Here is a 21,619-nt window from a genome sequence, read left to right as displayed (position 1 = left end):
GCCGACCCCACGATGAAACAACCCACACAGTCCGAAGCGCTGGGCGCCTTGCGGATCCAGATCGACTCGCTGGACCAGCAACTGCTGTCGCTGTTGAACCAGCGTGCCAGAGTCGCCGAACAGGTGGGCGAGATCAAGCGCGCCGAGGGCTCGCCCTTCTTTCGCCCGGATCGCGTCGCCCAGGTGATCGAAAAAATCCAGGCGGCCAACCAGGGACCTTTGCTGAACCAGCATGTGGCATCGATCTGGCGCGAGATCATGTCGGCCTGTCTGGCGCTGGAAGCCCCGCAGCGCGTGGCCGTGCTCGGTCCCCAGGGCACTTTCTGCGAACAGGCCGCCATTGAATTCTTCGGCAGCGCCGCCAACCTGATCTACTGCGCCAACTTCGACGAAGTGTTCCACGCCACGGCGGCGGGCACGGCGCAGTACGGCGTGGTGGGCATGGAAAACTCCACCGAAGGTGTGGTCGCCCGATCACTCGATCTGTTCCTGCGCTCGCCGGTGCACGTGGTCGGCGAAGTCAGCCTGCTGGTGCGCCACAACCTGTTGCGGCAACTGAACGAGCTCGACGGCATCGAAGTGGTCATGGCCCATCCGCAAGCGCTGGCCCAGTGCCAGAACTGGTTGAGCCAGCATCTGCCCAACGCCGAGCGCCGCGCGGTGTCCAGCAACGCCGAGGGCGCCCGTCTGGCCGCGACCAACCCGGCCTGGGCCGGTTTGGCGAGCGAGCGCGCTGCCGCCCAGTTCGGCCTGCACATCGTGGCCCACGCGATCCAGGACGAGGCCTACAACCGCACGCGCTTTGCCGTCATCAGCCTGCCCCAGACCCTGGCCATGCCGCCCGCATCGGGCAAGGACTGCACCAGTCTCGTGGTGTCGGTGCCGAACCGCCCCGGTGCGGTGCACGACCTGCTGGTACCGCTCAAGAACAACGGCGTGTCCATGACCCGTTTTGAGTCCCGCCCGGCCAAGTCCGGCCAATGGGAGTATTACTTTTACATCGACATCGCAGGCCATCCCTCGCAGCCCCATGTGGCGGCGGCGCTGGAAGAACTCAAAGGCCTGTGTGCGTTCTACAAGGTGCTGGGTGCCTACCCGGTCAGTGAATAAGATGCATCGCCTCGTTCCAATGGATTCAATGGGGTTCTCCAGGGGTCTGCATGTTTGAACAACTCGGGCTGATCGGCTGCGGCCTGATGGGTGGGTCGTTCGCGCTTGCCCTGAAAAAGGCTGGTCTGGTCAAACGCGTGGTGGGCTACAGCAAGTCGCCATCCACCACCGAGCGTGCGCGCCAGATGGGCGTGATCGACGTGGAAGCGCCATCCGCCCTGCTGGCGGTATCCGGCGCCGACCTCGTGCTGCTGGCCGTGCCCGTATCGGCCACAGAAGCGACCTTCAAGGCCATCCGGCACCTGTTGAACAACAACACCCTCGTCATGGACGTCGGCTCCACCAAGCGCGACGTCATTGATGCCGCGCGCCGCGTGCTGAAAGATCAGGTGGGCGTGTTTGTGCCCGCCCATCCGATCACGGGAAAAGAACTCTCGGGTGTGGAACACGCGGATGCCGAGCTCTACACCGGGCGCCAGGTCATCCTCACTCCCATAGAGCGCACGCTCACCACCCAGCTTGACAAAGCCCAGCAGGTCTGGACCGCGCTCGGTTGTCATGTCAAGCAGATGTCGCCCGAGGCCCACGATGCGGCGTACGCGGCGGTCAGTCACCTGCCGCACATGATTGCCTTTGCGCTCATGAACGCGATCAACAACCAGCCCCAGTCGCAGCAATTCCTGTCGCTGGCCGGACCAGGTTTCCGCGATTTCACCCGCATTGCCGCGAGCGATCCCAGCGTCTGGCGCGACATCCTCACCTCCAATCGCGAGGAGTTGATCGCCCAGTCCCGGCATTTCCAGCGCGCCCTGCAAGCCTTTGAAAATGCCATCAGCGCCGGCAACCCGGATGCCCTTGAATCGCTGATTGAGCAGGCCAGCAGCTCGCGCGCGCACTGGCGCATGAGCGCCATCAAACCGCAAAACTGAGACCGTTTCGCCGATCCCGATCGGCGGTGACCGCCGTTCGCCCACCTCGCTCATGTACGCCATCGACCACCTTGACGTTCCGCCCTTGCACACCGCAGGCGGGATCGTTCGCCTGCCCGGCTCCAAAAGCATCTCTAACCGCGTGCTGCTGCTCGCGGCCCTGAGCGTCGGCCACACCGACATCGCCGATCTGCTGGATTCGGACGACACCCGGGTGATGCTGGCCGCGCTGGCCCAGCTGGGCTGTCGCATCGAACCCCAGTCCGACGGCGCCCTGCGGGTGCACGGGCTCGGCGGCGCACTGCCCGCGAAGCAGGCGCTGCTTTTCCTGGGCAACGCCGGCACGGCCATGCGCCCGCTGACCGCCGCGCTGGCGCTGCTGGCCAGCGTGCACGGCGGTGCGTTTGAACTCAGTGGCATCGCCCGCATGCACGAGCGTCCGATCGGCGATCTGGTGGATGCCCTGCGCCAACTGGGCTGCCCGGTGGACTGCCTGGGTCAGGAAGGTTACCCGCCGCTGCGGCTGGGCAACGGCGTCCCTCAAACACTGGCGCTCGACCAGCCGATCCGCGTGCGAGGCGACGTGTCCAGCCAGTTCCTCACGGCCCTGCTGCTCGCGCTGCCCCTGGTCGCCACGAACCGTGCCCCCACGCTCGGCACTGACGTGTCCTCGCTGCCCCCCGAGGGGGCTGTCCCGTCTTGGGGCGGCCCGGCGACGGGACGGGACATCGTCATCGAGGTGGTGGGCGAGCTGATCTCGCGCCCCTACATCGAGATCACGCTCAACCTGCTTGAACGCTTCGGCGTGCAGGTTCGCCGCGACGGCTGGCAACGTTTCACCATTCCCGCCGGCAGCCGCTACACCTCGCCCGGGCGCATTCCCGTTGAAGGCGATGCGTCTTCAGCCAGCTACTTCATCGCACTGGGTGCGCTGGCAACGCCAACTCCCGGCACCGATGGCATCACCATCGAGGGCGTGGGCCTGTCCTCCATCCAGGGCGACATCCGTTTCGTCGAAGCCGCCCGCCAGATGGGCGCCGAGGTCTCCGGCGAAGCCAACCGGCTGCACATACGGCGCGGCGCCTGGCCACTCAAGGCCATCGACCTTGACTGCAACCACATCCCCGATGCGGCCATGACCCTGGCTGTGATGGCGCTGTATGCCGATGGCATCACCACGCTGCGCAACATCGCGAGCTGGCGGGTCAAAGAAACCGACCGCATCGCGGCCATCGCCACGGAATGCCGCAAGCTCGGCGCCACGGTGGAGGAAGGTGCCGATTTCATCCGAATCACACCGCCAACCGAGTGGAGAGCAGCCTCCATCCACACTTACGACGACCACCGCGTTGCCATGTGCTTCTCGCTGGCGGCGTTCAACCCGGCCGGCCTGCCGGTGCGCATCGAAGACCCGAAGTGCGTGGCCAAAACCTTCCCGGACTACTTCGAAACCCTGTTTGAGGTCTGCGAAACCCCGGCCCAGGTCATCCCCGTGATCTGTATCGACGGTCCCACGGCTTCGGGCAAGGGAACACTGGCCTCCGAAGTGGCCCAGCGCCTGGGCTACCACCTGCTGGACTCCGGTGCGCTGTACCGCGCCACCGCCCTGGCGGCGCAGGACGCGGGCATCGATCTGGACGACGAACCCGCCCTGGCCCACCTGGCCGCGCAGCTGCCACTGGCGTTCCGCGATCACAAGGTGTTTCTGGGGGGCCGCGACATCACCGACCCCCTGCGCCTGGAATCCACCGGCGGCATGGCGTCCCGGGTGTCGCAGCACCTGGCCGTGCGAACCGCCCTGAATGCGCTGCAGCTGGGCTTCAGGCGCCTGCCTGGCCTGGTGGCCGACGGGCGCGACATGGGCACGGTGATCTTCCCGGACGCCCCGCTCAAGGTGTATCTGACCGCCAGCGCCGGGCAGCGCGCCGAACGGCGGCATAAGCAATTGATTTCAAAGGGAATTGCTGCTAATATCGACAGTCTTTTGGCAGACTTGAAAATGCGCGATCACCGGGACTCGTCCCGTGCCCACGCGCCACTCAAGCCCGCTGAAGACGCTTTGTTGCTGGACAACTCCGAACTGGGTATCGAACAATCGGTACAGCAAGTCCTGAACTGGTGGCAAGGCAAAACGGTGTTTTCGGAGCTCTGAAAACGCCACCCTGATGGCCCAGACGGCACAGCCGGGCGTTCACAGCCCGCAGGCCCGACGGTTCTTTCACTTAACCCCGCGGTGCCACGCACCGCAATGTCAACGCCGCCCAACCGTCGTTACCCGTTCCAGCCACCTCAACGTGGTTGCTGCGCCGACGCTGAGTGGTTTTAGGAAATTCAATGTCTGAATCTTTTGCCGCCCTGTTCGAAGAGTCCCTGAAACGCGCTGAAATGCGCTCGGGCGAAGTCATCACCGCTGAAGTCGTTCGCATCGAACACAGCCACGTGGTGGTCAACGCTGGCCTCAAGTCCGAAGCCTACGTGCCGCTCGCCGAATTCAAGAACGATCTGGGTGAGCTCGAAGTCCAGGTGGGCGACTTCGTGTCGGTCGCCATCGACTCCGTTGAAAACGGCTTCGGCGACACCCTGCTGTCGCGCGACAAGGCCAAGCGCCTGGCTTCGTGGATGTCGCTGGAAAAAGCGCTCGAGTCCGGCGAATTCGTCACCGGCACGACCTCCAGCAAGGTCAAGGGCGGCCTGAAGGTCATGGTCAACGGCATCAGCGCCTTCCTGCCGGGTTCGCTGGTCGACAGCCGTCCGACCAAGGACCTGACCCCGTACGAAAACAAGACCCTGGAATTCAAGGTCATCAAGCTGGACCGCAAGCGCAACAACGTGGTGCTGAGCCGCCGCGCCGTGGTGGAAGCCTCCATGGGCGAAGAGCGCGCCAAGCTGATGGACACGCTGAAGGAAGGCGCCATCGTCAACGGCGTGGTCAAGAACATCACCGAATACGGTGCGTTCGTGGACCTGGGTGGTATCGATGGCCTGCTGCACATCACCGACATGGCCTGGCGCCGTGTCCGTCACCCGAGCGAAGTGGTGACGGCTGGCCAGGAAATCACCGCCAAGATCCTGAAGTTCGACACCGAGAAGCACCGCGTTTCCCTGGGTCTGAAGCAGATGGGCGATGACCCGTGGATGGGCGTTGCACGCCGCTACCCGCAAAGCACGCGCATGTTCGGCAAGATCACCAACATCGCCGACTACGGCGCGTTCGTTGAGCTGGAGCCAGGCATCGAAGGCCTGGTGCACGTCTCTGAAATGGACTGGACCAACAAGAACGTGGCCCCGTCCAAGCTGGTGTCGCTGGGCGACGAAGTCGAAGTCATGGTGCTCGACATCGACGAAGACAAGCGCCGCATCTCCCTGGGCATGAAGCAGTGCCGCGCCAACCCCTGGCACGAGTTTGCCGAGCAGACCAAGCGCGGCGACCGCGTCAAGGGCCCGATCAAGTCGATCACCGACTTCGGCGTGTTCGTGGGTCTGGCTGCCGGCATCGACGGCCTGGTGCACCTGTCCGACCTGTCCTGGAACGAAACCGGCGAAGCCGCCGTGCGCAACTTCAAGAAGGGCCAGGAAGTCGAAGCCATCGTGCTGGCCATCGACGTGGAGCGCGAGCGCATCTCCCTGGGCATCAAGCAGCTCGACGGCGACCCGTTCACCACCTTCGTGTCGGTGAACGACAAGGGCTCCATCGTGACCGGCAAGGTCAAGACGGTTGACGCCAAGGGCGCCGAGATCGATCTGGGCGAAGACGTGCTGGGTTACCTGCGCGCCTCCGAAATCAGCCGCGACCGCGTGGAAGACGCGCGCAACGTGCTGAAAGAGGGCGACGAAGTGACCACCGTGGTGATGAACGTGGATCGCAAGACCCGCAACATCCAGCTGTCGATCAAGGCCAAGGACATGGCTGACCAGAACGAAGCCATGCAGTCCCTGAGCCAGCAGTCGGCCCGTGAAAACGCCGGCACCACCAGCCTGGGCGCCCTGCTGCGCGCCAAGCTCGACAACAACAACTGAGCCGACTGAATCCGGGCGGGTGTTTCACAGCACCTGCCCGGACCAGCCCGTCAGCCTTCAAACCCCTTCCCAGACATGACCCGTAGCGACCTCGTTGAAGCACTGGCCGGCCGTTTTGGCCAGCTCACCCAACGCGACGCCGAGTACGCCGTCAAAGCGATCCTCGATGCGATGGGCGATGCCTTGGTCAAAGGGCACCGGATTGAAATCCGGGGCTTCGGCAGTTTCTCCGTCAACCGCCGCTCACCCCGCATCGGACGCAACCCGCGTTCGGGCGAGAGCGTGATGATTCCGGAGAAGCGCGTTCCGCACTTCAAACCAGGCAAAGCCCTGCGTGAACAGGTGGACGCGAAGACCGCCGAGATCCTGGGTCGCGAGCCGAAAAAGGCGGACTGATCAAGAGACTGGATCGTTACAATCGTCCCACCACAGAGGGGATGATTTGAAATACCTGATGTGGCTGCTCAACGCAGCCATTTTTTTTGTGCTTTTCGCGTTCGCGCTGAACAACCAGGACGCGGTCACGCTGCACCTGTTCTTTGGCGCCCAATGGCAGGCACCGCTGGTGCTGGTGCTGTTCATCGCCCTGCTGATGGGTGTGAGCCTGGGCGTGCTCGTGATGCTGCCGCTGTGGCTGCGCGCGAGGCGTGCGCGCCAACAGGCCCCGTCCCGCCTGAGCGCGTCAGATGCTGGCGCTGACACCCTCACGCCCCCCGCGCCGTAACGCCACATGGATCTTGACCTCACCTGGCTGCTCTGGGGCCTGCCCATCGCGTTTGCACTCGGCTGGATCGCCTCAAGACTCGATCTGCGGCAGTGGCGCATCGAGAGCCGCCAGACACCCAAAGCCTATTTCCGGGGCCTGAACCACCTGCTCAACGAGCAGCAGGACCAGGCCATCGATGCCTTCATCGAAGCCGTGCAGGGCGACCCCGACACCGCCGAACTGCACTTTGCGCTGGGCAATCTCTTTCGCCGTCGGGGCGACTACGACCGCGCCGTGCGTGTGCACGAACACCTGCTGGGTCGCGCCGACATCAACCGCAAAGACCGCGACCGCGCCCAGCACGCGCTGGCGCTGGACTTCCTCAAGGCCGGGTTGCTTGACCGCGCCGAAGCCGCCCTGCACAAGCTCGAAGGTTCGGCCTTTGAGGGCGAAGCCTTGCTGGCGCTGCTGTCCATCTACGAACGTTCACGCGACTGGCGCCAGGCCCAGACCATTGCGCAACGCCTCGAAGCGGCCGAACAGGGCAGCTTCACCACCCGACTGGCGCACTACCAGTGCGAAGAAGCCGAACTGGCCCAGAAAAACGGTGACACCACGCTGGCGCAGCGCCTGCTGGGTGAGGCGGTGCAGCACGCGCCGCAGTTGCCCCGGGGCTGGATGGCGCTCTCTGCGCTCAAAGCCCAGCAAGGCGATACCGCCGGTGCACTGGCCGCCTTGAAACAGCTGGCGCACCAGGCGCCGCAAGGCCTGCCGCTGGCCGCCCATGCGCTCGCGGAACTGGCGCAGCAAACCGGGCGGCAGGCCGAGGTTCTGGTGCTGCTGCAGGCCGCCCACGAACATGGGCCTTCGCTCGATGTGACCGAAGCCCTGGCCCGCCTGAGCCCCGACGCTGAAAGCGCCCGTGCCCGCTACCTCAACCACCTGGAGCGGGAGCCCTCGCTGGTGGTGGCCACCCAGTGGCTGGTCGGCGAAACCCTGTCGGACCCGCGCGCACAGAAACCGGTGCACAGTGCACTGGAGCAGGCCAGCAATCCACTCAGACGCTACCGCTGTGCAGCCTGCGGCTTCGAGGCCCGGCAGCACTTCTGGCAATGCCCGGGCTGCCAGAGCTGGGACAGTTATCCGGCACGGCGCGTAGAGGAGCTTTGACGCCCCCCCGCGCCGCGCCTGCGGCGCGTCACCCCCCACTGGGGGGCAACGCTGGCGGCCCGGCGGAGCCGGTTCCGCGGCGTTCTGGGTTGGGCCGCCCCTCCACTTCAAACGCGTTGCCCGCGCCAGATTTCCAGCAGCCAGGATTCCAGATCGTGCACCGGTCTTCCGGTGGCTTGGGCCACGGCTGCCCGGTACGGTGGCATGTTGGTGCACTCCAGCACCAGGTGTTGCACCTCGGGATGCTTTTCCACCAATCGCATCGCGGCCTCCACCACATCGTCCGATGCCTGCCGCAGGTCCAGCTTGGTGTCGTTGGCCAGGATGCGCGACTGCAGCTCACAACCAGGAGGCAGACCCTCCACGGGTGTACCCGCCGGCACGCCCGCCCGCTGCAGCAACCCGGCATGCAACGAGGCTGCATCAAAGGTGACGATGCCCGGTGACGGCAGCCGGGCGCATTGCAGCAGGCTGGAGGTGAACACGGGCACGTCCACCGCCGCCTGCAATTCGGCCTGCCAGCTGGCCAGAAAGCCACAACTGGTGGTGATGAGCCGGGCACCCTGACCGGCCAGCGAACGGGCGGCCTCCACGAAGGGTTCAAGCAGCGCCGGGTCCTGCGCCTGCACCACGCGCCGGGCCGAGGCCCCCGGCACGGTGATGAAGCGCGCCGGGATGCCAGCGCGTGTCCAGGTGTCCGGGCTACCGATGTCGCCCGGCGGGCGCGGGAAACGGGTGTCCAGCATGATCACGCCCAGGCATCCCTCGGCGACGGTCTTCGTGTCCTTCATGGCGATAAGCTGCGGGTTGAAAACACCAACGATGGGAACATGGAAGCATGACGCAGGCAAGGCTTGGACAACAGGTGGTGGTGCTGGGCGCCGGCGTGGTGGGCATCAGCTGTGCGCTCTCGCTGCGCCAGCGCGGCCTGGCCGTGACCGTGATCGACCCGCTGGGTCCGGGCGCCGCAACTTCGCACGGCAACGCTGGCGTGCTGGCGCGCAGCTCGCTCATGCCTTTCAACCACCCCCGGCTGTGGCCTCAGCTGCCGGGTCTGCTGCGCGGGCACAGCCCGGGCTTCCGCTACGACCCACTGTGGATGCTGGGCCAATGGCGCTGGGGTCTGTCGTTCCTGTCCCATGCGCGCGAACAGGACTTCCGCGAGACCACCACCGCGCTGGACGCGCTGATCCGGTACTCGGGTGAGGTGCACCACCGATGGATGGACGCGGCGGGTGTCGCGCAGCGCCGCCGCGACGAGGGCTGGCTGTTCCTCTACCGCAGCGAAGCCGGCTTCCAATCGGGCGCCTTCGGACGCGAGACGCTGGCCCGCTTCGGCGTCGCCACCGCCGTGCTGGACCCGCACGAACTGCACGATCTGGAACCGCACCTGCAGCCCATCTTCCGCAAGGCCCTGTGGGTGAAAGACGCCAGTTCGGTGGACAGCCCGGGTGAGCTGGTGCGCGCCTACGCGCGGTGGCTGGTGGAACTGGGTGGACAGCTGCAGACCACCGAGGCCACACACCTGCAACAAGACAACGCTTGCTGGTCCGTCGCCACAGCCGATGGGCGCACCCTGCGTGCCGATCACGTCGTGATCGCGCTCGGCCCGTGGTCGCGCGATTTCCTTCGACAGCATGTCGGACTGAAGCTGCCCATGGGCTTCGAGCGCGGCTACCACCGGCACTTCACGCCGGCAAATGGCGCGGCGCTGAACCGGCCGGTGTACGACACCGCCGCCGGCTACGTGCTCGCGCCCATGGCGCAAGGGCTGCGGCTGACCACCGGGGTGGAGCTGAACGCACAACACGCACCGCCGCGGCCTGCGCAGCTGAATGCTGCCGAGCGGGCCGCGCGCGAGGCGCTGGCGCTGGGTGAACGCACCACTGAACCCGACTGGCTGGGCAGCCGCCCCACCCTGCCCGACAGCCGCCCTATGGTGGGCGAATGCCCCGGTCAGCCCGGGGTCTGGCTGGCGCTGGGCCACCAGCACATCGGCTTTTCCACCGGGCCGGGCACCAGCGAGTTGCTGGCGCAACTCATGCTGGGCGAGCCCACCACCCTCGACCCGAACCCGTTCAGGCCGCAGCGTTTCCTGCGGTCATGAGGTTCACATCCGCCCCGGCAGCCACATCACGATCTGCGGAAACCACCACAGCAGGCACACGGCCAGCACCATGAGGAAGAAGTAAGGCATGCAGACGCTGGCGATCCAGTTGATCTCGCGCTTGGTCATGCCCTGCAGCACAAACAGGTTGAAGCCCACCGGCGGCGTGATCTGCGCCATCTCCACCACGATGACGACGAAGATGCCGAACCAGATCAGGTCGATGCCCGCGGCCTGCACCGTCGGGATCAGCACGCCCATGGTCAGCACGATCATGGAAATGCCGTCGAGGAAACAGCCCAGCAGGATGAAGAACAGCGCCAGCGCGATCAGCAGCAGCCCCGGCGACAGCCCCAGCGAACCGACCCACTCGGCCAGGTGGCGCGGCAGGCCGATGTAGCCCATGGACAGCGTGAGGAAAGCGGCCCCGGCGAGGATCAGCGCCATCATGCAATACAGGCGCGTCGCGCCCAGCAGCGCGTCCTTGAAGTTCTGCCAGTTGAGCGACTTCTGGTACGCCGACAGCACCAGCGAGCCCACCACGCCGATGGCGGCCGCCTCGGTGGCGGTAGCCACGCCCACGTAGATCGAGCCGATCACGCCACCGATGAGCAACACCACCGGGATCAGTTCGCTGGAAGCACGCAGCTTGTCGGTGAAGCTCATGCCGGGGTCGGCCTCGGGGATCTTGTCGGGGTTGAGCAGCGACCAGACCATCAGGTAGCCGCTGAACAGCCCGGCGAGCATCAGGCCCGGAAGCATGCCGGCGACAAACAGCTTGGCGATCGACACCTCGGCGGCCACGCCGTAAACGATCATCACGATGGAGGGCGGGATCAGCAGGCCCAGCGTGCTGGCACCGCCCAGCGAGCCGATGACGCGCTCCGGCGGGTAGCCGCGTTCGGTCAGCTCGGGGATCGTCATCTTGCCGATGGTGGCGCAGGTGGCCGCCGACGAGCCCGACACCGCCGCAAAGATCGTGCTGCCCAGGATGTTGGTGTGCAGCAGCCGGCCCGGCAGCGCATTGACCCAGGGCGCCAGGCCCTTGAACATGTTTTCCGACAGCTTGGTGCGGAACAGGATCTCGCCCATCCAGATGAACAGCGGCAACGCGGTCAGCGTCCAGCTGCTGGCCGAGCCCCAGATGGTGACGGCCATCGCGTCGCCTGCGCTGCGCGAGGAAAACAGCTCCATGCCGATCCAGGCCACGCCGGCCAGCGTGAGGCCAATCCAGACGCCGCTGCCCAGCAGGGCGAACAGGGTGACGATCAGAAACCCGGTGACGACCATTTCATTCATGGCGGGTCTCCGATCCGTCGTGGCGTTGACGCAGGCCGCGCGCTTCCAGCACCCACTCATCCACGAAGGCGATGAACAGCACCAGCGTGCCGAACGCCATCGCCAGCTGGGGCATCCACAGTGGCGTGGCGTCGTTGCCGGTGGAGATGTCGTGGAACTCGATCGACTGCCACACCAGGCGAGCCGCGAACCAGGCAAACAGCCCGGACAGCAGCACCGCGACGCTCAGGGACCAGAGCTCCAGGCCCCGACGGGCACGGCCCGTGAGCTTGCCCAGCACCAGCGTGACGCGGATGTGCTCGTTGCGCTTGAGCGTGTGCGCCAGGGCCAGGAAACCGGCGGCGGCCATGGCGTAACCAGCGTAAGCGTCCGTGCCCGGCACGTGGAACTGGAACTGCCGGCCCAGCACCGACAGCAGCACCATGACCAGCACGCCGATCATGAACACCGCCGCGAGCCAGGCGCAGCCGTCGTACAAGGCATTCAGCGTGCGTCGCATGGGCTGCCGTGGCTCACTTGCGGAACGCGTCGACCATGGCCTGGCCTTCAGGGCCGGCTTTGGCGAGCCACTCCTTGAGCATGGTGTCGCCGACCTGCTTCATGTCGGTTTTGAGCTGCGCGGGCGCCGGCAGGATCTGCATGCCACCGGCCTTGAGTTTGTCCAGGCTTTCCCCGTTGGCCTTCTTGCTCTCGGCCCAGCCGCGGGTCTCGGCGTCGGCGGCGGCCTTCAGCACGGCGTCCTGCGTCGGCTTGTCCAATGCGTCGAAGGCTTTCTTGTTCACCAGCAGTGCGTTCTTGGGCAGCCAGGCCTGCGTGTCGTACCAGTACTTCACGTGTTCGTACAGCTTGGCGTCGGCACCGGTGGAGCCGCTGGACATCATGCTTTCGGTCACGCCGGTGGCGAAGGCCTGGCTGACCTCGGCCGCCTGCACGGTGACGGGCTGGGCGCCCACCAGCTCGGCGATGCGCGCAGTGGCCGGGCTGTAGGCGCGCCACTTGATGCCCTTCAGGTCGGCCGCGCTGTTCAGCGGTTTCTTGCTGTACACGCCCTGGGGCGGCCACGGCACGGCGAACAAAACCATCATGCCCTGCTCGGCCAGCTTCTTCTCCAGCACCGGGCGTTGCACCTTCCAGAGCTTGGCCGCTTCGTCGTAGCTGTCGGCCAGGAACGGCAGGCCATCGGCACCAAACACCTGCCATTCGTTCTGGTAGTTCACCAGCAGGATCTCGCCGGCCTGGGCCTGACCGCCCTGCACCGCGCGCTTGATCTCGGGCGCCTTGAACAGCGCGGCGTTGGCGTGCACCGTCATCTTGAGCTTGCCGCCGCTGGCCTTGTCCACGTCGGCCGCGAACTGGCTGATGTTGACCGTGTGGAAGTTGGTCGCCGGGTAGGCGGTGGCCAGGTCCCACTTGGCCTGGGCAAAGGCCGAGGTGGAAAACGCGATGGCGGCAGCGGCCATCGAGAGTTGGAATGCGCGTCGTTTCATGGGAGCTCCGGTGGGTGGGGTGGAACAGATCGCAGGCAGACCCTGCGGGGAATGGGTGCACGGACTGTAGGCGCCGTGCTGGCGGATTGTGATGGGTGTTTTCCCTTATCGTCAACAAATCGTTGGCAAATCATCAGCAAAAAATCTAAACTCGGCGCCATTGCAGGAGAGCACATGGCCAAGACACCCAAAGCAACAACCACGCCCGCCGCCAAGGCGCCCGGCTCGCACATCGTGTCATCGGCGCACCTGGTCTCGCCCCAGAGCGCGGAGATGAGCGAGTTCGAGTTCGGCCTGATCGTGGCCAGCAACGCCTTCCACCGCTGGGTGGTGCATTGCATGTCGGCCGCGGGGCTGAAGGACCTGATGCCGCTGGATGTGCTGGTCCTGCACCACGTCTCGCACCGCGCGCGCGACAAGCGCCTGTCCGACATCTGCTTCATCATGAACATCGAGGACACGCACCTGGTGAACTACTCGCTCAAGAAGCTGGTGAGCCTGGGCGTGGTGGTGTCCAGCAAGTCGGGCAAGGAAGTGACCTACGCCGCCACCGAAGCCGGCAGCGTCAGCGTGCAGCGCTACCGCGAGATCCGCGAGCAATGCCTGATCCAGGCGCTGCACGCCGACGACGGACTCAACAAGGACATCGGCGAGCTCGCCAGGCTGCTGCGCGTGCTCTCGGGCATGTACGACCAGGCGGCGCGGTCCGCGGCATCGCTGTGAAGCCCCCCCGCCTGCTCGCCCTCGGCGACAGCGCCTGGACGCTGGAGTTCGGCAGTGCCATCGACCCTGCCATCAACGCCCGCGTGATGGGCCTGGCCGAGCGCGTGGCGCAGGCGCGTGGTTCGGAACCGCTGCTGGCATCGATCACCGATGTGGTGCCCACCTTCCGCTCGCTCACGGTGCATTACGACCCCTTGGAAGCCGATGCCACCGCGCTGGGCGAGCGCCTGCGGGTGCTGGCGCAAGACGGTCATCAGGCCATGCAGCCCGGCCGCCTCTGGCACCTGCCGGTGTGTTTCGACGCCGACTTCGCGCCCGACCTGCCGCGCCTGGCCGAAGCCAAAGGTCTGAGTCAGGTCGAGGTGATCCAGCGCCTGCTCACCGCCACGTTCCGTGTCTACATGCTGGGCTTCCAGCCGGGCTTCCCGTACATGGGTGGCGTGCCGCCCGAGCTGCACATGCCTCGCCTGCCGGCGCCGCGCCAGAAGGTGCCCGCGCAATCGCTGGCCGTGGCCGGCGAGATGTGCGCGGTCTACCCCTGGGAAAGCCCCGGCGGCTGGAACCTGCTCGGTCGCACGCCGGTGGTGCTGTTCGACCTGCGCCACGCCGAGCAGCCGGCCCTGCTCGCGGCCGGCGACGAGGTGCGGTGCCACGCCGTGGACCGTGCCACCCACGACCGACTGTCCGCCGAGATCGCTCGTGGGCTGCCACGCGCAACGTTTCTGAAGGCACCCGAGCGATGAGCGGCCTGCTGGAAATCGTGCAACCCGGCATCGGCACCACCGTGCAGGACCGCGGCCGCGCGGGCCACCGGCACCACGGCATGCCGCTCTCCGGCTGGCTCGACGGACCGCTGGCACGTGCCGCCAACGCCCTGCTCGGCAACCCGCCTGACGCCGCCGTGCTGGAACTGCGCGGCATGGGCACCGTGCTGCGCGTGAAGGCCGGGCCGGTGCGCGTGGCACTGGCGGGCCGCATCGGTGGCACCTGCCAGCGCGGCGACGGCGGCCGCAGCGCCCTGCCCGCCTGGCACAGCGTCACGCTGCGCGAGGGCGACCAGTTGCTGCCCGGCCCGGCCGAAAGCGGCTGTGCCTACCTGGCCGTGGCTGGCGGACTGCGCCTGGACCCACAGCTGGGCAGCCGCTCCAGCTACTGGCGTGCCGGGCTGGATGGCGTGCTGGGCCGTGCTTTCCAACCGGGCGATCAACTGCCCTGCGGCGCCTGGCTGCTCGCGGATCCCAGGGAGTGGCGCTGCCGTTCTCCGTGGACCACCAGCGAGGGCCCTGTGCGCGTGCTGCCCGGCCCGCAGCAGGATCATTTCACCGCCGACGCCATCGCGTTGTTCCTGAGCCAGGACTGGGAAGCCACCGCCGCGCAGGACCGCATGGGCCTGCGCTTCCAGGGCGAACCGCTGGCGCACGTCAACGCTGCGGCGGCGGACATCGTGTCCGACGGCGTCACGCCCGGCGCCATCCAGGTACCGGCCAACGGCCAACCCATCGTGCTGCTCGCCGACGGCCAGACCGTGGGCGGCTACCCCAAGATCGCCACCGTGATCAGCGCCGACCTGCCCCGGCTGGCGCACCTGAAGCCCGGCATCCGCGTGCGCTTTGAAGCCGTGAGCCACGAAGCGGCGCACCGCGCCTTGCTGGACGAACATCAACGCTGGCAACGCTGGCTCGCCTCGCGCGAGATCTATTTGCCACCGGGCACGGTGGACGAAGACGCGCTCTACGCATCCAATCTGATCGACGGCATGCAACGTGCCGACCCCTGACCAGGAGCCCCTCATGAACCCAACCAGCATCAACCTCAACGCCGACCTCGGCGAAAGCTTCGGCGCCTGGCGCATGGGCGACGACGCGGCGCTGCTGCAGGTGATTGGCAGCGCCAACATCGCCTGCGGTTTTCACGCGGGTGACCCGGTGGTCATGCGCGAGACCGTGCGCCTGGCGCTGGCCAACGGCGTGAGCCTGGGTGCCCACCCGGCGTTCCCGGACCTGCAGGGTTTCGGCCGACGCGCGATGCAACTGTCGACCCAGGAGCTGGAAGCCACCATCCTCTACCAGGTGGGCGCGCTGCAGGCCATGGCCGCGGCCGAAGGCGGCCGTGTCACGCACGTCAAGCCGCACGGCGCGCTCAACAACATCGCCTGCGCCGACGCCAACGTGGCCGCCACCGTGGCACGCGCCGTGCGCGCACTGGACCGTGAGCTCATCCTGCTCGCGCCCGCCCTCTCGGCGCTGGAAGCGGCCGGCGAGGCGGCGGGCCTGCGCGTGGGCCGCGAGGTGTTCGCCGACCGCAGCTACCAGGCCGACGGCCAGCTCACCCCGCGCTCCCAGCCAGGCGCCGTGCTGCACGACGCCCAGGCCTGTGTGCAACACGTGCTGCGCATGCTTGACGCCGGGGGCATCGTCACCGCCGACGGCCAGCGCCTGCCGACCCCCATTCACAGCATCTGCGTGCACGGCGACGGGCCCGACGCTGTGGCCTCGGCGCAGCAGATCCGCCTCGCGCTGGAGAAGGCGGGATTTCAGCTCGCCCCGCTGACCGCGCTGGTCTGAGAGGCTGAGAGTCTTTCGTCCGTGCCCGCCTTGCACGCCAGAACGGCCCAGCTCGTGGTTGCAAATGCTCGCCGTAGCCCGGGCTACGGCTGTGCTTTGCGCCTAGATCCGGGCCGTTTTGGCGCGCCTTTCAGGCCCGGTCAAAAAACGCTCAGCCTCTGAACCCCGGGGTTGGGCTGGGTATCATCAAAGCCCCTCACCCAACCCTCTCCCGCTGCCGGGAGGGGGCGCCGGTCCACAACGCACCGGCACAACCCAAGGAATTCCGTGTTCAAGAATGTAACGATCTACCGCATCGCGCCCGGCTGGACGGCGACGCTGGAGTCGATGGAAGCCGCGCTCGACGCGGCCCGTTTTGTGCCCTGCGGCGCCACGCAGGACAAGGCCGTGGGCTGGGTCGAGCCGCGCGGCGAGGCGCATGGCCCGCTGGTCGAATCCGTGGCCGGGCAGCGCATCCTCAAATTGATGATCGAGACCAAGGCCGTGCCCGGCTCGGTCGTGCGCGAGAAGGCGGACGAAGAAGCCGAACACATCGAAGCCACCACCGGCCGCAAGCCCGGCAAGAAGCAGATGAAGGAACTGCGCGAAGACGCGCTGCTGTCCCTGCTGCCCCAGGCCTTTCCGCGCCGCATGGGCGTGTGGGTCTGGATCGACCTGGCCAACGGCCTGCTGGTCACCGATGCCAGCAGCCAGGGCAAGCTCGACGAGCTGGTGACCGCCCTGGTCAACGCCTTCAACGACCTGTCGCTCACCTTGCTGCAGACCGCCGTGACGCCGCAGACCGCGATGACTTCGTGGCTCTCGGCCCCGGTGTCCGACGAAGACGAAGGCGGCGCACCGGGTGGCTTCTCGGTCGAGCGCGAGTGCGAACTGAAATCGGGCGACGAAGAGAAGTCGGTCGTGAAGTTCACCCGCCACAACCTTGCCACCGACGAGGTGCGCAAACACATCACCGAGGGCAAGCTGCCCACGCGCCTGGCCATGAGCTGGGAAGGCCGCATCGGCTTCGTGCTCACCGAGTCCATGCAGCTCAAGAAACTCGCGTTCCTCGAAGGCGTGTTCGACGACCGCGCCGCCGACGGCGAAAGCGGCTTCGACACCGACGTGGCACTGAGCACCGGCGAGCTGAACAAGCTGATCCCCGAACTGATCGAAGCCCTGGGCGGCGAGATCGTGCCCGGCATGGCGATGCCCGATGCGCCAACGGCCGCGCCGGCCAAACCCAAACAGGAAGCCGTCACCGCCGTGGGCGACGACGAAGACCCACCGTTTTGATCCCCCACTGAGCCATGCTGCAAGTGATCGCCATCAGCCTCGGTGCCAGCATCGGCGCGCTCTCGCGCTGGCAGCTCAGCCTGTGGCTCAACCAGGGCCACGCGGTGTTGCCCTGGGGCACGCTCACGGCGAACTGGACCGGGGCCTGGCTGGTGGGCGTGGCGGTGGTGTTCTTCCAGAGCCAGACGCAGCTCGACCCGGCCTGGCGGCTCGCCATCGTGACCGGGTTTCTGGGCGCGCTCACCACGTTTTCCACCTTCTCGGTGGAGGTGGTGAGCATGCTGCAACACGGCCGCTGGCTGCTGGCCACCGGTACCGCGGGCCTGCACCTGTTCGGCTCGCTGCTGCTCACCGTGCTCGGCATGAAGATGGCGGGCTGGTGGTGGGCCCCGGCCTGACCCCGACCCGTTGAAAACCCGAGCGGCCACGCCCGCCAGGCTTGGGTGCGCTATCGCACAGACGCCCCCGCGCCATGCGCCCAGATTGGACTCCCCACAAGTTACAGCCGGGGGTTGACCATGATTTGGATTCGCAAGGGGCAGGCGCCCGCCTCCTTGGCACGGGCGCAGTTCGCGGAGCGCTTCCGGGCCTCGTTCATGGACCCGGCCTTCCGTGCCGAGGATTCGTCCATCGACCGGCTGGAAGCCGGCCGCCTTCAGCGAAGGCCGCAAAGCACCCTCGACGCACCAGGCCGGCAAAGGCTACGCGGACCCGGACTACCAGCTGTCCGACGAATGGGTGACCACCAGAGAGCGGCTGGATGCCGCCCAATTGCAGTGGGCCGACCCGGCCACGCCTTCGCGCGTGCTGCTGGTCTGCGGCTCGGCGCGCAACGACGGCACCTGCCCGGGTGAAATCTCCAAGAGCTTTCGGCTGGTGGAAACGGCCCGCGAGGTGCTGGAGCCGCTGGGCATGCAGACCGACCTGCTGGACCTGAGCCTGCTCACCTCCGAATACGGCCTGAACATCCACCCCTGCAAGGGCTGTTTGTCCACCGCCATGCCGCTGTGCCACTGGCCCTGCAGCTGCTACCCCAACCACGCGCTGAACCAGACCAGCGACTGGATGGCACAGATCTACGAGCGCTGGACCTCGGCCCACGCGGTGCTCATCGTCACCCCGGTCTACTGGTACCAGAGTCCGAGTCCGCTCAAGCTGATGATGGACCGCATGGTGTGTGCCGATGGCGGCAACCCCGACCCCACCACCACCGCAGGCAAAAACGCCGCCAAGGCCAAAGCCCTGGAGATGGCCGGCTGGAGCTACCCACAACACCTGGCCGGCCGTGCCTACGGCGTGCTGGTGCACGGCGACGTGGCCGGCATTGAAGGCGCCCGGCGATCCTTGTGTGACTGGCTGGACTGGATGGGGTTCATCGACGCTGGCGTGATGGCCCGGCTGGACCGCTACATCGGCTACTACGAACCCTATGCCAACAGCCACGAAGCCCTGGACCGGGACGAGGACCTCCATGAAGAAACCCGCAACGTGGCGCGTGCGGTGGCCAAGGCCGTGGTCGAACTGCGCGCCGGCCGGCTGCAGACCGCACAGCCCCACCTGAAACGTCCCCGGCCCAAGTAGCGCAGAGGGCCGTGGCCCACACCCCGCCGGCTGCCACCGCAGCAGCCAGTCGACCGCGCTCTGCGCGCCGACGCCGGTCCTGACAACCTCACGCAACCACCCCGCGCGGGCGACCACGGGACAGCATTCATTGATCCAGATCAAACGTTCTTAAATATGCATTTCATTTGAATGATATCGGACTTATAGTCCGCGCATGTCCAGTTTTCAGCACCCCCAACGAGCCCGCCAGCGCTGGGTCTTGTTGTGCCTTCTGCTCTGCTGGGGCATCGTTTTTGCATCACCGCTGTTGACCCACCGCGGCATGACGGAGGTCTGCAGCGGCAGTGGCGTCAAGTGGGTCGATGCCGGCGACAGCCCGGACTCGGTGCCTGTCCCGACGCTGGATTGCGCCCTGTGCCTGCCGCCGTTCCTGCCCACGCCAACGGCACACCCATCGTTCACCGAACGGCACACCCACCACACGCTGACGGCGTGTGCCGAGCGCCGTGCGCACACCTCTCCCGCGGCCATGCCACCTCCCGCGCGTGGCCCACCCCTTTTCCAAACCCAAACCCAAAAGGTTCACACATGAAAAGCGACAGCAGCTTGCCCTCCAAAGACACCACCGCATGGGGTCGCCGACGTTTCCTGAACACCGCCGCACTGGCGGGACTGACGATGGGCGCCGCGGCCTGCACCGAAAAAGAATCCGGTGCCGGCAACGCCCCCGCCGCAGCGCCGGCCGCGGCCCCCGATGCCGCACACAGCAGCGCCAACGCCACGCACCTCAAGCCCGGTGAGCTCGACACCTACTACGGTCTGTGGAGCGGTGGCCACACCGGCGACATGCGCGTGCTCGGCATGCCCTCGGGTCGCGAACTGCTTCGCATCCCCTGCTTCGTGCCCGACGCCCTGGTGGGCTGGGGCATCACCAACGAGTCCAAGGCGATCATGGGCACCAAGCCCAATGGCGCGCTGCGCCACACCGTGGGCGACACCCACCACACGCACGCCTCGTACAAGGACGGCAACTACGACGGCCGCTACGCCTGGATCAACGACAAGATCAACAGCCGCATCGCGCGCATCCGTCTGGACTATTTCATCTGCGACAAGATCACGCAGCTGCCCAACGTGCAGGGCTTCCACGGCATCTTCCCCGACAAGCGCGACCCGGTGGACCCCGCCATCAACTACACCACGCGCGTGTTCTGCGGCGGCGAGTTCGGCATTCCGCTGCCCAACGCCGGCACCGAGGACGCGGCCAAATACCGTTCGCTGTTCAGCTGCGTCGATGCCGAAACCATGGAAGTGCGCTGGCAGGTGCTGATCGACGGCAACTGCGACCTGGTGGCCACGTCCTACGATGGCAAGCTGGCCGCGTCGAACCAGTACAACACCGAGATGGGCGCGAAGTACGAGGACATGATGTCCGCCGAGCGCGATGCCTGCATCTTCTTCAACATCGCCCGCATCGAAGCGGCGGTGAAGGCCGGCAAGTTCAAGACCTTCGGCAGCTCCAAGGTGCCCGTGGTGGACGGCACACACGAAGCCAACCAGGACCCGACGGCCGCGCTGACCGCCTACGTGTCGGTGCCCAAGAACCCGCACGGCGTCAACGCCAGCCCGGACCAGAAGTACTTCATCTGCGCCGGCAAGCTCTCGCCCACCGCCACGGTGATCGAGCTGGCCAAGGTGCTGGAATGGTTCGACGGCAAGATCGAGAAGCTGGACGACGCCATCGTGGCCGAGGTCGAGATCGGCCTGGGCCCGCTGCACACCGCCTTTGACGGCCGTGGCAACGCCTACACCACGCTGTTCCTGGACAGCCAGATCGTGAAATGGAACGTGGACGCCGCGATCAAGTTCCACGCCGGCGACAAGGCCGCCAAGTACGTGGTCGACCGCCTGGACGTGCAGTACCAGCCGGGCCACATCAACGGCTCGCAGTCGGAGACCATTGCCGCCGACGGCAAGTACCTGGCCGTGGGCTGCAAGTTCTCGAAAGACCGTTTCCTGCCAGTGGGTCCGCTGCACGCCGAGAACGAGCAGATCATCGACATGTCGGGCGAAAAGATGGTGCTGCTGGCCGACCACCCGGTGCGCGGCGAACCGCACGACTTCATCATCTTCAAGCGCGACCTCGTCAAGCCCAAGCAGGTCTATTCGCTCGACGATTTCCCGAACGCCATCAAGGACCCGAAGGACTCGGGCGTGGTGCGCAACGGCAAGAAGGTGACCGTGAAGATGACGTCGCAGGCCCCGGCCTTCTCGCTGCGTGAGTTCAAGGTGAAGGCGGGTGACGAGGTCACGCTGATCCTGACCAACCTGGACAAGATCGAAGACCTGACGCACGGCTTCGCGATCCCGAACCACGACGTCAACTTCATCGTCAACCCGGGCGAAACCGCCTCGGTCACCTTCACGGCGGGCGAGCCCGGCGTGTACTGGTGCTACTGCACGCACTTCTGCCACGCCCTGCACCTGGAGATGCGCACCCGCATGATCGTGGAGGCATGAGCGTCGCGCCGGGCCGCCCCAAGCAAGCTCGCACCGGAGTGCGCTGCACGAAGGTAGGCCCATAAGCCTTCAAAACCTCCCCCCGGGGAGGTCCTGCTTTGCCAGGTCCGATGCCCGCGCCGTGTGGCGCTGGCGTCGGACCCCGCCCC

The 21,619-nt window shown here is 66.6% G+C and carries 19 protein-coding genes and 1 pseudogene; 16 read left to right on the top strand and 4 right to left on the bottom strand.

Features of this window, described 5'->3' with window-relative positions; genetic code table 11:
* The first annotated feature begins 12 nt into the window (after positions 1-12).
* The 7 genes from pheA to lapB all read left to right on the top strand — a co-directional run bounded on the left by pheA (position 13) and on the right by lapB (position 7,932).
* Entirely contained in the window at positions 13-1,110 is a 1,098-nt protein-coding gene (gene pheA / locus AC0GNO_RS22025; protein WP_290972092.1) for a prephenate dehydratase, read from the top strand.
* Between the two features lie 50 nt (positions 1,111-1,160).
* A complete protein-coding gene (locus AC0GNO_RS22020) occupies positions 1,161-2,039 on the top strand; it encodes a prephenate dehydrogenase (protein WP_472887837.1) in 879 nt (292 codons plus the stop codon).
* A 52-nt stretch (positions 2,040-2,091) separates the two neighbouring features.
* Entirely contained in the window at positions 2,092-4,191 is a 2,100-nt protein-coding gene (locus tag AC0GNO_RS22015; RefSeq protein WP_472905528.1) for a bifunctional 3-phosphoshikimate 1-carboxyvinyltransferase/cytidylate kinase, read from the top strand.
* 182 nt (positions 4,192-4,373) lie between these two features.
* Positions 4,374-6,056, top strand: a complete 1,683-nt coding sequence (gene rpsA, locus AC0GNO_RS22010; RefSeq protein WP_305722783.1) for a 30S ribosomal protein S1 — start codon at positions 4,374-4,376, stop codon at positions 6,054-6,056.
* Positions 6,057-6,131: 75 nt separating this feature from the next.
* The gene (locus tag AC0GNO_RS22005; RefSeq protein ID WP_472887835.1) at positions 6,132-6,452 is read left to right on the top strand and encodes an integration host factor subunit beta; all 321 of its coding nucleotides are present in this window, start codon (positions 6,132-6,134) and stop codon (positions 6,450-6,452) included.
* A gap of 46 nt (positions 6,453-6,498) precedes the next feature.
* On the top strand, positions 6,499-6,780 hold the full coding sequence (locus AC0GNO_RS22000) for a LapA family protein (protein ID WP_472887834.1): 282 nt from the start codon (positions 6,499-6,501) through the stop codon (positions 6,778-6,780).
* A 6-nt stretch (positions 6,781-6,786) separates the two neighbouring features.
* A complete protein-coding gene (lapB, locus tag AC0GNO_RS21995; RefSeq protein ID WP_472905527.1) occupies positions 6,787-7,932 on the top strand; it encodes a lipopolysaccharide assembly protein LapB in 1,146 nt (381 codons plus the stop codon).
* Positions 7,933-8,039: 107 nt separating this feature from the next.
* On the opposite strand, the gene AC0GNO_RS21990 is transcribed toward lapB, so the two are convergent.
* Entirely contained in the window at positions 8,040-8,723 is a 684-nt protein-coding gene (locus tag AC0GNO_RS21990) for an aspartate/glutamate racemase family protein (protein ID WP_472905526.1), read from the bottom strand.
* Positions 8,724-8,770: 47 nt separating this feature from the next.
* On the opposite strand from AC0GNO_RS21990, the gene AC0GNO_RS21985 reads away from it, so the two are divergent.
* Entirely contained in the window at positions 8,771-10,039 is a 1,269-nt protein-coding gene (locus AC0GNO_RS21985) for an NAD(P)/FAD-dependent oxidoreductase (protein ID WP_472905525.1), read from the top strand.
* Between the two features lie 3 nt (positions 10,040-10,042).
* On the opposite strand, the gene AC0GNO_RS21980 is transcribed toward AC0GNO_RS21985, so the two are convergent.
* From AC0GNO_RS21980 to AC0GNO_RS21970, 3 genes are read right to left on the bottom strand one after another with little or no spacing between them, the layout of a single operon-like run.
* Positions 10,043-11,338 (bottom strand): TRAP transporter large permease, encoded by a 1,296-nt coding sequence (locus AC0GNO_RS21980; protein ID WP_472905524.1) that lies wholly within the window; start codon positions 11,336-11,338, stop codon positions 10,043-10,045.
* On the bottom strand, positions 11,331-11,837 hold the full coding sequence (locus AC0GNO_RS21975; protein WP_472905523.1) for a TRAP transporter small permease: 507 nt from the start codon (positions 11,835-11,837) through the stop codon (positions 11,331-11,333). Before AC0GNO_RS21975 ends, AC0GNO_RS21980 begins: the two co-directional genes overlap by 8 nt.
* A gap of 13 nt (positions 11,838-11,850) precedes the next feature.
* Complete coding sequence (locus tag AC0GNO_RS21970; RefSeq protein ID WP_472887828.1) at positions 11,851-12,825, bottom strand: TRAP transporter substrate-binding protein; 975 nt, start codon at positions 12,823-12,825, stop codon at positions 11,851-11,853.
* Between the two features lie 174 nt (positions 12,826-12,999).
* On the opposite strand from AC0GNO_RS21970, the gene AC0GNO_RS21965 reads away from it, so the two are divergent.
* From AC0GNO_RS21965 to nosZ, 8 genes and pseudogenes are all read left to right on the top strand, one after another.
* Positions 13,000-13,548: a winged helix DNA-binding protein gene (locus tag AC0GNO_RS21965; RefSeq protein ID WP_472905522.1), complete on the top strand. Its 549-nt coding sequence runs from the start codon at positions 13,000-13,002 to the stop codon at positions 13,546-13,548.
* A complete protein-coding gene (gene pxpB / locus AC0GNO_RS21960) occupies positions 13,545-14,291 on the top strand; it encodes a 5-oxoprolinase subunit PxpB (protein WP_472905521.1) in 747 nt (248 codons plus the stop codon). The genes AC0GNO_RS21965 and pxpB overlap by 4 nt, the downstream gene beginning before the upstream one ends.
* On the top strand, positions 14,288-15,325 hold the full coding sequence (locus AC0GNO_RS21955; protein WP_472905520.1) for a 5-oxoprolinase subunit C family protein: 1,038 nt from the start codon (positions 14,288-14,290) through the stop codon (positions 15,323-15,325). Before pxpB ends, AC0GNO_RS21955 begins: the two co-directional genes overlap by 4 nt.
* Before the next feature lie 13 nt (positions 15,326-15,338).
* Positions 15,339-16,112, top strand: coding sequence for a LamB/YcsF family protein (locus AC0GNO_RS21950; protein WP_472905519.1), 774 nt, complete (start codon positions 15,339-15,341; stop codon positions 16,110-16,112).
* A gap of 267 nt (positions 16,113-16,379) precedes the next feature.
* Positions 16,380-17,387, top strand: a complete 1,008-nt coding sequence (locus AC0GNO_RS21945; protein ID WP_472905518.1) for a recombination-associated protein RdgC — start codon at positions 16,380-16,382, stop codon at positions 17,385-17,387.
* Between the two features lie 14 nt (positions 17,388-17,401).
* Positions 17,402-17,785, top strand: coding sequence for a fluoride efflux transporter CrcB (crcB, locus tag AC0GNO_RS21940; RefSeq protein ID WP_305361115.1), 384 nt, complete (start codon positions 17,402-17,404; stop codon positions 17,783-17,785).
* Between the two features lie 120 nt (positions 17,786-17,905).
* A pseudogene (locus AC0GNO_RS21935) lies at positions 17,906-18,968 on the top strand (flavodoxin family protein).
* A gap of 570 nt (positions 18,969-19,538) precedes the next feature.
* On the top strand, positions 19,539-21,470 hold the full coding sequence (gene nosZ, locus AC0GNO_RS21930; protein WP_472905517.1) for a TAT-dependent nitrous-oxide reductase: 1,932 nt from the start codon (positions 19,539-19,541) through the stop codon (positions 21,468-21,470).
* Positions 21,471-21,619 lie beyond the last annotated feature (149 nt).

It is taken from the genome of Hydrogenophaga sp. L310, assembly GCF_055703065.1.
This window is presented reverse-complemented; position numbering and strand designations above follow the sequence as displayed.

Coding starts and splice junctions, on each gene's coding strand:
- AC0GNO_RS21990 (WP_472905526.1), bottom strand. CDS start 8,723: ATGAAGGACACGAAGACCGTCGCCGAGGGATGCCTGGGCGTGATCATG.
- AC0GNO_RS21985 (WP_472905525.1), top strand. CDS start 8,771: ATGACGCAGGCAAGGCTTGGACAACAGGTGGTGGTGCTGGGCGCCGGC.
- crcB (WP_305361115.1), top strand. CDS start 17,402: ATGCTGCAAGTGATCGCCATCAGCCTCGGTGCCAGCATCGGCGCGCTC.
- AC0GNO_RS21970 (WP_472887828.1), bottom strand. CDS start 12,825: ATGAAACGACGCGCATTCCAACTCTCGATGGCCGCTGCCGCCATCGCG.
- nosZ (WP_472905517.1), top strand. CDS start 19,539: ATGAAAAGCGACAGCAGCTTGCCCTCCAAAGACACCACCGCATGGGGT.
- rpsA (WP_305722783.1), top strand. CDS start 4,374: ATGTCTGAATCTTTTGCCGCCCTGTTCGAAGAGTCCCTGAAACGCGCT.
- AC0GNO_RS22005 (WP_472887835.1), top strand. CDS start 6,132: ATGACCCGTAGCGACCTCGTTGAAGCACTGGCCGGCCGTTTTGGCCAG.
- AC0GNO_RS21975 (WP_472905523.1), bottom strand. CDS start 11,837: ATGCGACGCACGCTGAATGCCTTGTACGACGGCTGCGCCTGGCTCGCG.
- lapB (WP_472905527.1), top strand. CDS start 6,787: ATGGATCTTGACCTCACCTGGCTGCTCTGGGGCCTGCCCATCGCGTTT.
- AC0GNO_RS21950 (WP_472905519.1), top strand. CDS start 15,339: ATGAACCCAACCAGCATCAACCTCAACGCCGACCTCGGCGAAAGCTTC.
- pheA (WP_290972092.1), top strand. CDS start 13: ATGAAACAACCCACACAGTCCGAAGCGCTGGGCGCCTTGCGGATCCAG.
- AC0GNO_RS22015 (WP_472905528.1), top strand. CDS start 2,092: ATGTACGCCATCGACCACCTTGACGTTCCGCCCTTGCACACCGCAGGC.
- AC0GNO_RS21980 (WP_472905524.1), bottom strand. CDS start 11,338: ATGAATGAAATGGTCGTCACCGGGTTTCTGATCGTCACCCTGTTCGCC.
- AC0GNO_RS22020 (WP_472887837.1), top strand. CDS start 1,161: ATGTTTGAACAACTCGGGCTGATCGGCTGCGGCCTGATGGGTGGGTCG.
- AC0GNO_RS21955 (WP_472905520.1), top strand. CDS start 14,288: ATGAGCGGCCTGCTGGAAATCGTGCAACCCGGCATCGGCACCACCGTG.
- AC0GNO_RS21965 (WP_472905522.1), top strand. CDS start 13,000: ATGGCCAAGACACCCAAAGCAACAACCACGCCCGCCGCCAAGGCGCCC.